Annotated in this window: 16 protein-coding genes and 1 pseudogene; 14 read left to right on the top strand and 3 right to left on the bottom strand. The window is 63.6% G+C overall.

What is annotated here, in order from left to right; all coding sequences use genetic code 11:
- Positions 1-7 precede the first annotated feature (7 nt).
- A complete protein-coding gene (locus F2P45_RS15580) occupies positions 8-220 on the bottom strand; it encodes a DUF2970 domain-containing protein (RefSeq protein WP_166876683.1) in 213 nt (70 codons plus the stop codon).
- 265 nt (positions 221-485) lie between these two features.
- Between F2P45_RS15580 and F2P45_RS15575 the strand changes: the two genes are divergently transcribed.
- Positions 486-1073, top strand: a complete 588-nt coding sequence (locus F2P45_RS15575) for an NAD(P)H-dependent oxidoreductase (RefSeq protein WP_166876680.1) — start codon at positions 486-488, stop codon at positions 1071-1073.
- 185 nt (positions 1074-1258) lie between these two features.
- On the opposite strand, the gene F2P45_RS15570 is transcribed toward F2P45_RS15575, so the two are convergent.
- Positions 1259-1699, bottom strand: coding sequence for a CBS domain-containing protein (locus F2P45_RS15570; protein WP_229505098.1), 441 nt, complete (start codon positions 1697-1699; stop codon positions 1259-1261).
- Between the two features lie 165 nt (positions 1700-1864).
- Here F2P45_RS15570 and F2P45_RS15565 point away from each other — a divergent pair, with 165 nt between their 5' ends.
- The 13 genes from F2P45_RS15565 to F2P45_RS15505 all read left to right on the top strand — a co-directional run bounded on the left by F2P45_RS15565 (position 1865) and on the right by F2P45_RS15505 (position 11846).
- A complete protein-coding gene (locus tag F2P45_RS15565; protein ID WP_166876677.1) occupies positions 1865-2644 on the top strand; it encodes a uracil-DNA glycosylase family protein in 780 nt (259 codons plus the stop codon).
- Positions 2645-2826: 182 nt separating this feature from the next.
- The gene (locus tag F2P45_RS15560) at positions 2827-3309 is read left to right on the top strand and encodes a hypothetical protein (protein ID WP_166876675.1); all 483 of its coding nucleotides are present in this window, start codon (positions 2827-2829) and stop codon (positions 3307-3309) included.
- 187 nt (positions 3310-3496) lie between these two features.
- On the top strand, positions 3497-3979 hold the full coding sequence (iscR, locus tag F2P45_RS15555) for a Fe-S cluster assembly transcriptional regulator IscR (RefSeq protein ID WP_166876672.1): 483 nt from the start codon (positions 3497-3499) through the stop codon (positions 3977-3979).
- 19 nt (positions 3980-3998) lie between these two features.
- Complete coding sequence (locus F2P45_RS15550) at positions 3999-5255, top strand: IscS subfamily cysteine desulfurase (protein ID WP_166876669.1); 1257 nt, start codon at positions 3999-4001, stop codon at positions 5253-5255.
- Positions 5256-5282: 27 nt separating this feature from the next.
- Positions 5283-5672, top strand: coding sequence for a Fe-S cluster assembly scaffold IscU (gene iscU / locus F2P45_RS15545; RefSeq protein WP_166876666.1), 390 nt, complete (start codon positions 5283-5285; stop codon positions 5670-5672).
- A 33-nt stretch (positions 5673-5705) separates the two neighbouring features.
- Complete coding sequence (gene iscA, locus F2P45_RS15540; RefSeq protein WP_166876663.1) at positions 5706-6029, top strand: iron-sulfur cluster assembly protein IscA; 324 nt, start codon at positions 5706-5708, stop codon at positions 6027-6029.
- A gap of 22 nt (positions 6030-6051) precedes the next feature.
- Positions 6052-6567: a Fe-S protein assembly co-chaperone HscB gene (gene hscB, locus F2P45_RS15535; protein ID WP_166876660.1), complete on the top strand. Its 516-nt coding sequence runs from the start codon at positions 6052-6054 to the stop codon at positions 6565-6567.
- 133 nt (positions 6568-6700) lie between these two features.
- Positions 6701-8590: a Fe-S protein assembly chaperone HscA gene (hscA, locus tag F2P45_RS15530; protein ID WP_166876657.1), complete on the top strand. Its 1890-nt coding sequence runs from the start codon at positions 6701-6703 to the stop codon at positions 8588-8590.
- Positions 8591-8645: 55 nt separating this feature from the next.
- On the top strand, positions 8646-8987 hold the full coding sequence (fdx, locus tag F2P45_RS15525) for an ISC system 2Fe-2S type ferredoxin (RefSeq protein ID WP_166876655.1): 342 nt from the start codon (positions 8646-8648) through the stop codon (positions 8985-8987).
- Between the two features lie 13 nt (positions 8988-9000).
- Entirely contained in the window at positions 9001-9195 is a 195-nt protein-coding gene (gene iscX, locus F2P45_RS15520) for a Fe-S cluster assembly protein IscX (protein ID WP_166876653.1), read from the top strand.
- On the top strand, positions 9182-10078 hold the full coding sequence (locus F2P45_RS15515; RefSeq protein ID WP_166876650.1) for a class I SAM-dependent methyltransferase: 897 nt from the start codon (positions 9182-9184) through the stop codon (positions 10076-10078). The genes iscX and F2P45_RS15515 overlap by 14 nt, the downstream gene beginning before the upstream one ends.
- Positions 10075-11115: a low-specificity L-threonine aldolase gene (gene ltaE / locus F2P45_RS15510; protein ID WP_166876647.1), complete on the top strand. Its 1041-nt coding sequence runs from the start codon at positions 10075-10077 to the stop codon at positions 11113-11115. The genes F2P45_RS15515 and ltaE overlap by 4 nt, the downstream gene beginning before the upstream one ends.
- Positions 11112-11846 carry an rRNA pseudouridine synthase gene (locus F2P45_RS15505; RefSeq protein ID WP_166876645.1) on the top strand — a complete coding sequence of 245 codons (735 nt, stop codon included), beginning with the start codon at positions 11112-11114 and terminating at the stop codon, positions 11844-11846. Before ltaE ends, F2P45_RS15505 begins: the two co-directional genes overlap by 4 nt.
- A gap of 192 nt (positions 11847-12038) precedes the next feature.
- Here the strand turns inward: F2P45_RS15505 and F2P45_RS36995 are convergent.
- Positions 12039-12158: pseudogene (locus F2P45_RS36995) on the bottom strand (hypothetical protein); the annotation flags it as partial.
- Positions 12159-12253 lie beyond the last annotated feature (95 nt).

Below are 12253 nucleotides of genomic sequence, written 5' to 3'. Positions count from 1 at the left end.
GGCGTGGTCAGCGGGTGGCGAAGGCCACCACGCCGACCAGGGTGGCGATCAGCAGCGCCACGCCGATCAGGCCGGCCAGGACCACATACACGGGATTGAGGGCCGTGACGTCGCGGTCGAAGTCCGATTTGCGGCGCAGGCCGACGAACGACCAGGCGATCGCCGCCAGGGTCGCGAGAAAAGACCGTTCGGTGCGCTGGCTAAGATTCTTGTCAAGCATGTTGTTCCCCTGTCGATGAAGCGCGCGGGGCACGCGCCCCGATTCCTTCGAGCATAGCCGCTGCACTGTGCGCGCGACAGGAGCAGATCGGCGCGCAAGACCATATCAAAAACTCGGGAACCAAGCTGGCGCTCGCGCGGTCATATAAGCAGGCAAGCCGATTGCGCTTGCCATGCCGGGAGGATAACCATGATCACGCGGGTTCGATGGACTGCGCGAGGGCGGGGCATTGCCGCCGCGCGCGTCCTGATGCCGGAGCGGTGCCATGCCTAAGCGCATCCTGCTCATCCAGGGCCACCCCGATATTGCGCAAGGCCATCTATGCCACGCGCTCGCCGGCGCCTACCGGCAGGGCGCGGCCAGGGGCGGGCACGAGGTGCGCCAGACGCAGGTGGCGGCGCTCGACTTTCCCCTTCTGCGCAGCCAGGACGAATGGGAGCGCGGGCCGTTGCCGCCCGGCTTGCAACAGGCGCAGGATGACATCCGCTGGGCGCAGCACATGGTGTTTTTCTTTCCGCTGTGGCTCGGCGACATGCCCGCCCTGCTCAAAGGCTTTCTTGAGCAGGTGGCACGGCCCGGTTTCGCGTTTCCGGGCGAGCGCATGCATCCGCTGGCCGCAAAGGGGCTGACCGGTCGGTCGGCGCGGGTGGTGGTGACCATGGGCATGCCGGCGATGCTGTATCGCTGGTATTTTCGGGCGCACAGCGTCAAATCGCTCAAGCGCAATATTCTGGGATTCGTGGGCGTGGCGCCGGTGCACGACACCCTGATCGGCATGGTGGGCGATCCGGAACGGCAGGCGGTGGACAAATGGGTCGGCGCGCTCGAAGCGATGGGGCGCAGTGCGGCGTGAGGCGGAGGAGGGAGGCGCAACACTGGACGTGGCGTCGTGCGGCGTGACGGGAGGAGCGGGTGCGGCATTGCACATGGCTGGTGTTGCAGCTACTTGGCTGCGGCGGGCATGCGTGCAGACGCGCCCGCGAACACCTTGCAACAGGCGAGGCGCATGGCCCCGCCTGTTGCAAGCGTCAAGCTGACTTACTGTGCTTTGGCGGCAGCGTCGGTTGGCGACGAGATTTCTTGCAAGGCCTGGCCGATGCCGGTCGTTTGCTTGGTTGCCATGTCGCCCAGCGAGACGATGCCGACCAGCGAGTGCGATTGCTGGTCCACGACCGGTACCCGGCGGATCTGCACGTCGCCCATCTGGGTCAGTACTTCGTCGACCGACTGGGTCGCGTAGCAGGTGCGCACTTCGGTGCTCATCGAATCGCCGACGCGGCTCGTTTCCGGCGCTTTGCCGGCAGCGGTGGAGCGCACGGTGATATCGCGGTCGGTGATCATGCCGACCAGCTTGTCGCCGTCAACGACCGGCACGGAGCCGATATTGAATTCTTTCATGATCTGCGCAGCGCGGTGAACGCTGTCTTCCGGCGAAACGCGTTGAACATCGCGGGTCATGACGTCTTGAATGGTTTGCATCTGAGTCTCCAAAGCTAAAATTGTTAAGTTGCTATTCATCCCAATCGGGTTGGCAGCATCATGCACGGTTTCTCAAAAAAGGGCCGCGTGGTTGAAATTGCATCTTTCGCAGCGGTGCCGGGAGCGCTGTCGGCTACAATCCTCCCTTTTTACCGGCAGGTCCCGATGTCCGTCCAACCCATTCCTCCCGCCATCCTCGACGCCGTCGCGCGTGCCGATCTTTCGTGGCAGCCGATCCTGCGCCAGGGGCTTGACGCGGTCATGCGCGCCGAGCCGCTGTACCTGCCGACCCTGGCCGCCGACAACTACCTGCCGACCGAACAGCGCCTGTTCGCCGCCTTCGCCTTGCCGCTCGACCAGGTGCGCTACGTGCTGGTGGGCGAGGGGCCGTACCCACGCGCCGAGAGCGCGACCGGCGTCTGCTTCATGGATGGCGCTGTCGGCAAACTGTGGTGCGCGAGCGGGCTGTCCAAGCCGGTCAACAAGGCGACGTCGCTGCGCAATTTCATGAAGCTGCTGCTGGTGGCCGATGGCCAACTGGCCCCGGACGACACCGGAGGCGCCGCGCTGGCGCCGGTGGCGGCCGCAGCGGCGGCGGATAGCGGCAGCATCCAGACCCTGGCCGAGTTGCAGCAGAATCTGACGCGCCAGGGCTTTCTGCTGCTCAACGCGTCGCTGGTGTTCCGTGCGCATGTGCCCCCGGTCGTCGATGCGCGCGCCTGGCTGCCGTTCCTGCAAACGGTCATGGCGGCGCTGGCGGCCCGCGAGCACAGGCCGACCCTGGTTTTGTGGGGGAAAATTGCGGAACAACTACAGAAATTGCCGGAAACTAAGAATTTTCCGCAACTGAGTTCCGAGCATCCGTATAATTTGTCATTTATCCAGCACGCTGGCATGCAGGCGCTGTTCGGGCCGATGCAGTTGCTCCGCACAGCTGCCCAGTGACCCGCAGCGCTTGTTCCGAGGCTGCCTATAAGGAATGCATCACATAAACAATCTTTTGCTCGCGATGGGCTTGTTGACTTTGGGCAGTGGCGGCCTGGCCAGCGCCGCCCAGGATGCGCCGGCGCCGACCGGGCAGGCGGCCCCGGCCGAGCAGGCGGCTCCGGCGGCCCGCGCCGCCCGCAATGCCCGGCTGCACACGCATCCGCATCATCGACGACGCCAAGGTGGACGTGCGCTTCTACCGCAACCGGACTTGCCCGGACGGCGACGGCGTGATCGCGTCCAGTAACATGAGCAGGTCGACCGGCATGTTCCGCAGTAAAACTGCACTCTCGATCGGCATGCCGGAAACGCCACGGCTGGAAATCATGAAGGCGCGCACGGGACTGTGGAGCCAGGGGTTCTACCGGGAATATGCGTTGGCGCCAGGCCAGCCAGTCGCCCTCCAGGCCGGTTATGTGTCCGGCATGCGGCCAGAGGGCTTTGTTTGCCGTTTTCCAACCTTCTCCTTCGTTCCCGAGCCGGGCAACGATTATGAAGTGTCAACCGAGGTGGCCGACGGTTTGTGCAGGGTGCGGCTGGGACGGATCGACATGTCGGAGGGGAAGGCGAAAGTCGTTCCTCTGCCGCTAAGCGAAACCGCCAACTGCGAAACGGCCAGGTAAGCCGCCGCGGACCTCGCGCTCGCCGCCCGGCAAGCATGGGCAGGAAAAATGGGCATGTTAAGACAAGACGCCCCATCTTTGGTATACTTGACTAATTCGATCAACTAATCAGGTCTTTGATGGCAGTCAGCATCGGCCGGGGTTGATTGGAACGAGGCAATATTTTACCACTGTGACCGGGGTTGTGATGCGTCTGACCACAAAAGGCCGTTTTGCTGTAACTGCGATGATCGATCTTGCCCTGCGACAGGGCAAGGGTCCCGTCACGCTGTCGGGCATCAGCCAGCGCCAGGCCATTTCGCTCTCGTATCTGGAGCAATTGTTCGGCAAGCTGCGCCGTCACGAAATCGTCGAGTCGATCCGCGGTCCGGGCGGCGGCTACAGCCTGGCCCGCCGCGCCGACAAGGTGACCGTGGCCGACATCATCATCGCCGTCGATGAGCCGCTCGACGCGACCCAGTGCGGCGGCAAAGAAAATTGCCACGGCGCCGATGCGGCCACCGGCACCCGCTGCATGACCCATGAGCTGTGGGCCACGCTCAACGAAAAGATGGTCGACTATCTCGATTCGGTCTCGCTGCAAGACCTGGTCGACCAGCAGAAACAAAAGAATTCTGAACAAAACGTCGTGCACGTACACCGCCCGCACGCCGCCGTCGGACAAAATTGAAGCATATTGGAGTGATTTGATGAACGCGCCTTTGGACAAAAACCTCGAGCAGACTTTCGTGACTGCCCCGCATTTCCCGATCTACATGGATTATTCGGCCACCACGCCGATCGATCCGCGCGTCGCGGACAAAATGATTCCTTACCTGCGCGAGCAGTTCGGCAATCCGGCATCGCGCAGCCACATGTACGGCTGGACCGCGGAAGCGGCGGTCGAGGAAGCGCGTGTGCACGTCGCCGCGCTGGTCGGCGCCGATCCGCGCGAAATCATCTGGACTTCCGGCGCGACCGAAAGCAACAACCTGGCGATCAAGGGCGCGGCCCAGTTCTACAAGACCAAGGGCAAGCACATCATCACCGTCAAGACCGAGCATAAAGCCGTGCTCGACACCGTGCGCGAACTCGAACGCGTCGGTTTCGACGCCACCTACCTCGAGCCGCAAGACAATGGCCTGATCACGGTCGCCCAGCTCGAAGCGGCGATCCGTCCGGACACGATCCTGGTCTCGGTCATGCTGGTCAACAACGAAATCGGCGTGATCCAGCCGATCGAAGAACTGGCCGCGCTGTGCCGCTCGAAAGGCATCATTTTCCACTGCGACGCCGCGCAAGCGACCGGCAAGGTGCAGATCGACCTGGCCAACAGCAAGGTCGACCTGATGACCTTTACCGCGCACAAGACCTACGGCCCGAAAGGGATCGGCGCCCTGTACGTGCGCCGCAAGCCGCGCGTGCGCCTCGAAGCGCAGATGCACGGCGGCGGTCACGAGCGCGGCCTGCGTTCGGGCACCCTGGCGACCCACCAGATCGTCGGCATGGGCGAAGCGTTCCGCATCGCCAAGGAAGAGATGGACAGCGAACTGGCGCGCGTGACCGCCCTGCGCGACCGTCTCGCCAAAGGCCTGCAAGAGATCGAAGAAGTCTATATCAATGGCGACATGGAACACCGCGTGCCGCACAACCTGAACGTGAGCTTCAACTACGTCGAGGGCGAGTCGCTGATCATGGCGATCAAGGATATCGCCGTGTCGTCCGGTTCGGCCTGTACCTCGGCCAGCCTGGAACCATCGTATGTGCTGCGCGCCCTGGGCCGCAGCGACGAGCTCGCGCACAGCTCGATCCGCTTTACCATCGGCCGTTTTTCGACCGAAGCCGACATCGACTTCGCAGTGGACCTGCTCAAGTCGAAAGTCCACAAGCTGCGCGAACTGTCGCCGCTGTGGGACATGTTCAAAGAAGGCATCGACATCAGTTCGATCCAATGGGCAGCCCACTAACCGTATTGAATATTCAGGAGTTTTACCATGGCATACTCGGACAAAGTGTTGGACCACTACGAAAATCCACGTAACGTCGGCGCCTTCGACAAGGGCGACGTGACGATCGGCACCGGCATGGTCGGCGCGCCGGCCTGCGGCGACGTGATGAAATTGCAAATCAAGGTCGGCGCCGATGGCCTGATCGAAGATGCGAAATTCAAGACCTACGGCTGCGGCTCGGCGATTGCCTCGTCGTCGCTGGTGACCGAATGGGTCAAGGGCAAGACGCTCGACCAGGCGCTGTCGATCAAGAACACCCAGATCGCCGAAGAACTGGCGCTGCCGCCGGTCAAGATTCACTGCTCGATCCTGGCGGAAGACGCGATCAAGGCGGCCGTACTGGACTACAAGACCAAGCATCCGGCCGTCGCCTGAGGTTGATTTACAGTTGTACTCGCGGAGGGAAACATGGCAATCACACTGACCGAAAAAGCAGCCAAGCACATCAACCGCTTCATTGAACGTCGCGGCAAGGGTGTTGGATTGCGTTTTGGCGTGCGCACCACGGGCTGCTCGGGCCTGGCCTACAAGCTCGAATATGTCGATGAAGCGGCGGCCGAAGACAATGTCTTCGAGTCGCATGGCGTGAAGGTCTTCGTCGACCCGAAAAGCCTGCCCTACATCGATGGTACCGAGCTCGACTTCACGCGCGAGGGCTTGAACGAAGGCTTCCGCTTCAACAATCCGCACGTCAAGGACGAGTGCGGTTGCGGCGAAAGCTTCCGCATCTGACCTCGGTCAGATAGCCGCACCCATGCAGAATCACTTCGACCTCTTCAACCTGCCGCCCCGTTTCTCGCTCGACACGGGCGCCCTCGATTGCGCCTACCGCGACGTCCAGGGCCAGGTGCACCCCGACCGCTTCGTCAATGCCACCGACGCCGAAAAACGGGTCGCCATGCAATGGGCCACCCGCGCCAACGAGGCTTACCAGACCCTGAAAAATCCGCAAAAGCGCGCGCAGTATCTGTGCGAGCAGAACGGCGTCGATTTGCAGACGGAATCGAACACGGCCATGCCGATGGCGTTCCTGATGCAGCAGATGGAGTGGCGCGAAGCGCTCGGCGACGCGCGCGCGGGCAAGGATCTGGGCGCGCTGGAAGAGCTCGACGAGCAGGTCAAGCAGGAGCGCAAATCGCGCCTGGTGCAGATCGGCGAACAGCTTGACGCAGGCGATTACGAGCAGGCGGCGCAAGGGGTGAGGGCGCTGATGTTTTTGGAAAAATTCGGTGAAGAACTTAGCTTTGCCTTCGACGCCTTGGAGCAATAGTCACGCCTTTGGACGCTTGCGCCAGGCGGACTACTTCGTTCCCGCGGGGGTGCCCAGCCCTGTGCGGGAAGTCGGTTCCGGCAGTGCCGGGAACGACGCGAGCATTCGCATATAAAAAGAAATCGGTAATCACATGGCACTTTTGCAAATCTCAGAACCCGGCATGTCGACCGCGCCGCACCAGCATCGGCTGGCCATCGGCATCGACCTGGGCACCACCAATTCGCTGGTCGCCACCGTGCGCAGCGGCAGTCCCGAAGTGTTGAGCGACGAAGAAGGCCGTCCGCTGCTGCCGTCCATCGTGCGCTACCTGCCGAACGGCCACGCCAACATCGGCTACAAGGCCCAGGCCCACCAGACCACCGACCCGAAGAACACCATCGTCTCGGTCAAGCGCTTCATGGGGCGCGGCCTGGCCGACATCGCCTACGCCGAAAACCTGCCATACGATTTCCAGGATTCACCCGGCATGGTGCAGCTCAAGACCGTGGCCGGCATCAAAAGCCCGGTTGAAATCTCGGCCCAGATCCTCGCCACCCTGCGCCAGCGTGCCGAAGACTCGCTCGGCGACGAACTCGTTGGCGCGGTCATCACCGTGCCGGCCTACTTCGACGACGCCCAGCGCCAGGCCACCAAGGATGCGGCCCAGCTGGCCGGCCTGAACGTGCTGCGCCTGCTCAGCGAGCCGACCGCCGCCGCCATCGCCTACGGCCTCGATCACGCTTCCGAAGGCGTGTTCGCCGTCTACGACCTGGGCGGCGGCACCTTCGACATCTCGATCCTCAAGCTGTCCAAGGGCGTGTTCGAAGTGCTCTCCACCGGTGGCGATTCGGCCCTCGGCGGCGACGACTTCGACCACCGCCTGTTCTGCTGGATCTGCGAGCAAGCCAAGCTGGCGCCGCTGTCGGACGAAGACACGGCCATCCTGATGGTCAAGGCGCGCCAGGCCAAGGAACTGCTCTCGACCAACGCCGTGACCACCATCGACGCCATGCTCAACTCCGGCGAGATGGTGCACCTGACGGTCGGCGCCGAAGTCTTTGCCGACATCACCAAGCACCTGGTCAACAAGACCATGACCGCGATCAAAAAAGCCATGCGCGACGCCTCGGTGTCGGTCGACGATGTCGATGGCGTGGTCATGGTCGGCGGCGCCACCCGCATGCCGCATGTGCGGCGCGCGGTCACCGAATTTTTCAAGACCATCCCGCACGCGAACATCGATCCCGACAAAGTGGTCGCCCTGGGCGCCGCCATCCAGGCCAATCTGCTGGCCGGCAACCGCGCCGCCGGCGACGACTGGTTGCTGCTCGACGTGATCCCGCTTTCGCTCGGCATCGAAACCATGGGTGGCCTGGTCGAAAAGATCATCCCGCGCAATTCGACCATTCCATGCGCCCGCGCGCAGGAATTCACCACCTTCAAGGATGGCCAGACCGCGCTGGCGGTGCACGTGCTGCAGGGCGAGCGCGAGCTGGTGGCCGACTGCCGTTCGCTGGCGCGCTTCGAGCTGCGCGGCATTCCGCCGATGGTGGCCGGCGCCGCGCGCATCCGCATCACCTACCAGGTCGATGCCGATGGCCTGCTGTCGGTATCGGCGCGCGAAACGCGTTCCGGCGTCGAAGCGTCGATCACGGTCAAGCCATCGTACGGCCTGGCCGACGATGAAGTGGCGCGCATGCTGCAGGATTCGTACACCTCCGCCGAGGGCGACATGGTGCGCCGCGCGCTGCGCGAAGAACAGGTCGAGGCCGAGCGCATCATCCTGGCCACGCAATCGGCCCTGGACGGCGACGCCGCGCTGTTGTCAAACGAAGAACGCGCTTCGGTCGATGCGCTGATGGATGGCGTGCGCGCCGCACTGGCCGCATCCAACGCGGAGGAGGGCGATATCGGCGCACGGCAGGCTGCCCTGCACGCCGCCGTCGACGCGCTGGCCAACGGCACCGAAGAATTCGCGTCGCGCCGCATGGACCAGAGCGTGCGCAGCGCGCTGGCCGGCAAAACGCTCGACGAAGTCTGAACACCCCGGACCCGGACATTCCGGGTCCCACGAACACACTACCAGGACAATCACCGTGCCCCAAATCGTATTCCTTCCCCATCCCGTCTTCTGCCCTGAAGGCGCCGTCATCGAGGCGCCCGCCGGCAAGTCGGTGTGCGACATCATGCTCGAAAACGATATCGAAATCGAGCACGCCTGCGACCGCGTCTGCGCCTGCACCACCTGCCACGTGCTGGTACGCGAAGGCTACGCCTCGCTCAACGAGCCGGAAGAAAAAGAAGAAGACCTGCTCGACCGCGCATGGGGCCTGGAGCCCGTGTCGCGCCTGTCGTGCCAGGCGATCGTGGGAACCGAAGACCTGGTGGTCGAGATTCCGAAGTACACGATCAATCATGCGGCCGAAAAGAACCATTGATCGGGAGAGCGCCATGAAATGGAGCGACATCACGGCCATCGCCGAAGCGCTGTTCGACAAACACCCCGAGGTCGATCCGGCCGCGGTGCGTTTCGTCGACCTGCACAACTGGGTGGTTGAACTCGACGGCTTCGACGACGACCGCACGCGCGGCGGCGAGAAGGTACTGGAAGCGATACAAGCGGCGTGGATCGATGAAGCGCGCTGACAGCACGGCCGACAAGGCAAAGCCGGCTGAAACGCTGGCGCCCGAAATCCGTCCGGGCCAGTCCATCGCGCTGCTGCAGGAACTGCACATCCTCACGCGCGACGGCAAACTCAATCAGGACAGCCGCCGCAAACTCAAGCAGGTCTACCACCTGTATCAGTTCATCGAGCCGCTGCTCAAAGAAATCCAGGAAGACCACGCCGCCATTTCGCTGGTCGACCATGGCGCTGGCAAGTCCTACCTCGGCTTCATCCTGTACGACCTGTTCTTCAAGGGACTGAACGACGGCTCGCGTATCTACGGCATCGAGACGCGCGAAGAGCTGGTGCAGAAGTCGACCGCGCTGGCGCAAAAACTCGGCTTTCCCGGGATGTCGTTCCTGAACTTGTCGGTGGCCGAATCGACTCGTTCCGACAAGCTGCCGGAACAGATCGACATCGTCACCGCGCTCCACGCCTGCAACACCGCCACCGACGACGCCATCGACTTCGCGCTCAAAAAGCGCGCCAAGTTCATGGTGCTGGTGCCATGCTGCCAGGCCGAAGTGGCCACAGTCCTCAAGAAGAACAAGGGCAAGGACCTGGGCAAGAGCGCGCTGACCGAAATCTGGCGCCACCCGCTGCACACGCGCGAATTCGGCAGCCAGGTCACCAACGTGCTGCGCTGCCTGCAGCTCGAAGCGCACGGCTACCAGGTCAATGTGACGGAGCTGGTGGGCTGGGAACACTCGATGAAAAATGAGTTGATCATCGCCAGCTACAAGAACCTGCCGCGCAAGCGTCCCACCGAACGCTTGCAGGAAGTCCTCGCCACGCTCGGCCTGGAAGAAATGGGCGAGCGTTTCTACACGCAGCATGTAGCCGAAGCCGAGTCGACGACATGAGCGACGACGCCACCTCCTGGATTGACCTGCGCAGCGACACCGTCACCCAGCCGACTGACGCCATGCGCGACGCCATGCACGGCGCGCCCGTGGGCGACGACGTGTACGGCGACGACCCCACCGTCAACCGCTTGCAGGACAGCGCCGCCGAGATGTTCGGTTTCGAGGCCGGCCTGTACGCGCCGTCCGGCACGCAGAGCAACCTGATCGCGCTGCTGCTGCACTGCGCGCGTGGCGACGAATACCTGGTCGGCCAGGAGGCGCATACCTATAAATACGAAGGCGGCGGCGCCGCGGTCCTGGGCAGCATCCAGCCGCAGCCGATCGCCAACCAGCCGGATGGCAGCATCGCGCTGGCCGACATCGCAGCCTATATCAAGCCCGACGACATGCACTTCGCGCGCACCCGCGTGCTGGCGCTGGAAAACACCATCGGCGGGCGCGTGCTCGGCGCCGACTACATGGCGGCGGCCACGTCGCTGGCCCACGAGCGCGGCCTGGCGACCCACCTCGACGGCGCGCGCATCTGCAACGCCGCCGTGAAGCAGGGCATCAGCCTGCGCGCGGCCTGCGCCGGTTTCGACAGTGTCTCGGTGTGCCTGTCCAAGGGTCTCGGCGCGCCGGTCGGTTCGGTCCTGCTGGGGAATAGGGCCTTCATCGAGCAGGGCAAGCGCTGGCGCAAGATGCTCGGCGGCGGCATGCGCCAGGCCGGCATGATCGCGGCTGCGGGACTTTACGCGCTGGAGCACAACGTGCAGCGCCTGGCCGATGACCACAGCAACGCGGCCAGGCTGTCGCGTGAACTGGCGCGGATCGCCCAGCTCAAGGTGGCCACGCCGCAGACCAATATTTTCTACATTGAGGTGCCCCCAGGCGCTTGCGACGCCTTGCGCGCGACGCTCGCGCGCGAGCATATCCGCGCCACCGTCGGCCAGCATACGCGCCTGGTCACGCACCTCAACATCACGGCCGCCGACGTCGAGCGCGTCGTCGCCGTATTCACCACATTCTTTAAAGACTGGCACCAAGCTTCATGACCGATTCCACCATCCGCCTCGCCAAGCGCGTTTCCGAAATGATGCCGTGCTCGCGCGCGGAAGCCGACAAGTACATCGCCGGAGGATGGATCAGCGTTGACGGCGTCGTTGTCGAAGAAGCCGGCGCGCGCGTGGCCGACGAGCAGGACGTCGTCATCCATCCCGAGGCCACGCTGGTCGAACTGGCACCGGTCACCATCCTGTTCCACAAGCCGGCCGGCTACAGCGCCGGGGCGGACTCGGATGCCGAGGCGGCCCTGAACCTGCTCACGCCGGAGAACCTGCTGGTGGCCGAACACGGCAAGCAGCGATTTCTGAAACGCCATCTGGGCAACCTGACATTGACGTCGCCGCTGGAGACCAAGGCCAGCGGCCTGGTGGTGTTCACCCAGGACTTCCGCGTGGCGCGCAAACTCATTGACGAAGGCGCGCGCGTCGAGCAGGAGTTCGTGGTCGAAGTCAAAGGCGACATCCGCGAAGGCGGCCTGGCGCTGCTCAATCACGGCCTCACCTTCAACGGCAAGGAAATTGCGCCGATGAAGGTCAGCTGGCAGAACGAAACGCGCCTGCGTTTCGCGCTCAAGGGCGTCAAGCCGGGCCAGCTGATGCACATGTGCCGCCTGGTCGGCCTCTCCATCGTCAGCATCAAGCGCCTGCGCATCGGCCGCGTGCCGATGGCCAGCCTGCCGTCCGGGCAGTGGCGCTACCTGCACGACTACGAGCGCTTCTGACGCCTGCTCCGTAACAACGCTACAAATCACATCGCCGCTGTCGACGGCGATTGAAAACTGAAGCACCCCGTCACCGAACACACCATGTGTTTTGTCCGTGACCTCGCTTGCGCCCATCATGACGACCGGCGTCGCCTTGTCGCCGGGCGCCATCGCCGGATGCATCTTGCCCACGCAGCTGGGACCGGCCAGCACCCCATTCGCGCGCCACTCCACGAAACCCAGGCCGGCCAGCTCCTCGATTTTGCCGTCAGGCAGGGTGCTAATGTTATGATAATATTCATTAATGGCGAAGCTGGCGGCAGCGGGCATGGCGACGGCGGTACGCGTGAACCAGTCCGCCAATGTTGGCAAGAATATCTCATTGACCACCTCGCGGAATTGTTGAGCGCAGTGGGCAAGGGCGT

It is taken from the genome of Massilia mucilaginosa (assembly GCF_011682145.1).
Classification (GTDB): Bacteria; Pseudomonadota; Gammaproteobacteria; order Burkholderiales; family Burkholderiaceae_D; genus Telluria_A; species Telluria_A mucilaginosa.
This window is presented reverse-complemented; position numbering and strand designations above follow the sequence as displayed.

Bases quoted from the DNA above. Each gene is read 5' to 3' on its own strand.
- F2P45_RS15580 (WP_166876683.1), bottom strand. From the start codon at position 220: ATGCTTGACAAGAATCTTAGCCAGCGCACCGAACGGTCTTTTCTCGCG.
- F2P45_RS15565 (WP_166876677.1), top strand. From the start codon at position 1,865: ATGTCCGTCCAACCCATTCCTCCCGCCATCCTCGACGCCGTCGCGCGT.
- iscA (WP_166876663.1), top strand. From the start codon at position 5,706: ATGGCAATCACACTGACCGAAAAAGCAGCCAAGCACATCAACCGCTTC.
- iscU (WP_166876666.1), top strand. From the start codon at position 5,283: ATGGCATACTCGGACAAAGTGTTGGACCACTACGAAAATCCACGTAAC.
- F2P45_RS15560 (WP_166876675.1), top strand. From the start codon at position 2,827: ATGCCCGGCTGCACACGCATCCGCATCATCGACGACGCCAAGGTGGAC.
- ltaE (WP_166876647.1), top strand. From the start codon at position 10,075: ATGAGCGACGACGCCACCTCCTGGATTGACCTGCGCAGCGACACCGTC.
- F2P45_RS15515 (WP_166876650.1), top strand. From the start codon at position 9,182: ATGAAGCGCGCTGACAGCACGGCCGACAAGGCAAAGCCGGCTGAAACG.
- hscA (WP_166876657.1), top strand. From the start codon at position 6,701: ATGGCACTTTTGCAAATCTCAGAACCCGGCATGTCGACCGCGCCGCAC.
- iscX (WP_166876653.1), top strand. From the start codon at position 9,001: ATGAAATGGAGCGACATCACGGCCATCGCCGAAGCGCTGTTCGACAAA.
- F2P45_RS15570 (WP_229505098.1), bottom strand. From the start codon at position 1,699: ATGCAAACCATTCAAGACGTCATGACCCGCGATGTTCAACGCGTTTCG.
- F2P45_RS15505 (WP_166876645.1), top strand. From the start codon at position 11,112: ATGACCGATTCCACCATCCGCCTCGCCAAGCGCGTTTCCGAAATGATG.
- iscR (WP_166876672.1), top strand. From the start codon at position 3,497: ATGCGTCTGACCACAAAAGGCCGTTTTGCTGTAACTGCGATGATCGAT.
- F2P45_RS15575 (WP_166876680.1), top strand. From the start codon at position 486: ATGCCTAAGCGCATCCTGCTCATCCAGGGCCACCCCGATATTGCGCAA.
- F2P45_RS15550 (WP_166876669.1), top strand. From the start codon at position 3,999: ATGAACGCGCCTTTGGACAAAAACCTCGAGCAGACTTTCGTGACTGCC.
- hscB (WP_166876660.1), top strand. From the start codon at position 6,052: ATGCAGAATCACTTCGACCTCTTCAACCTGCCGCCCCGTTTCTCGCTC.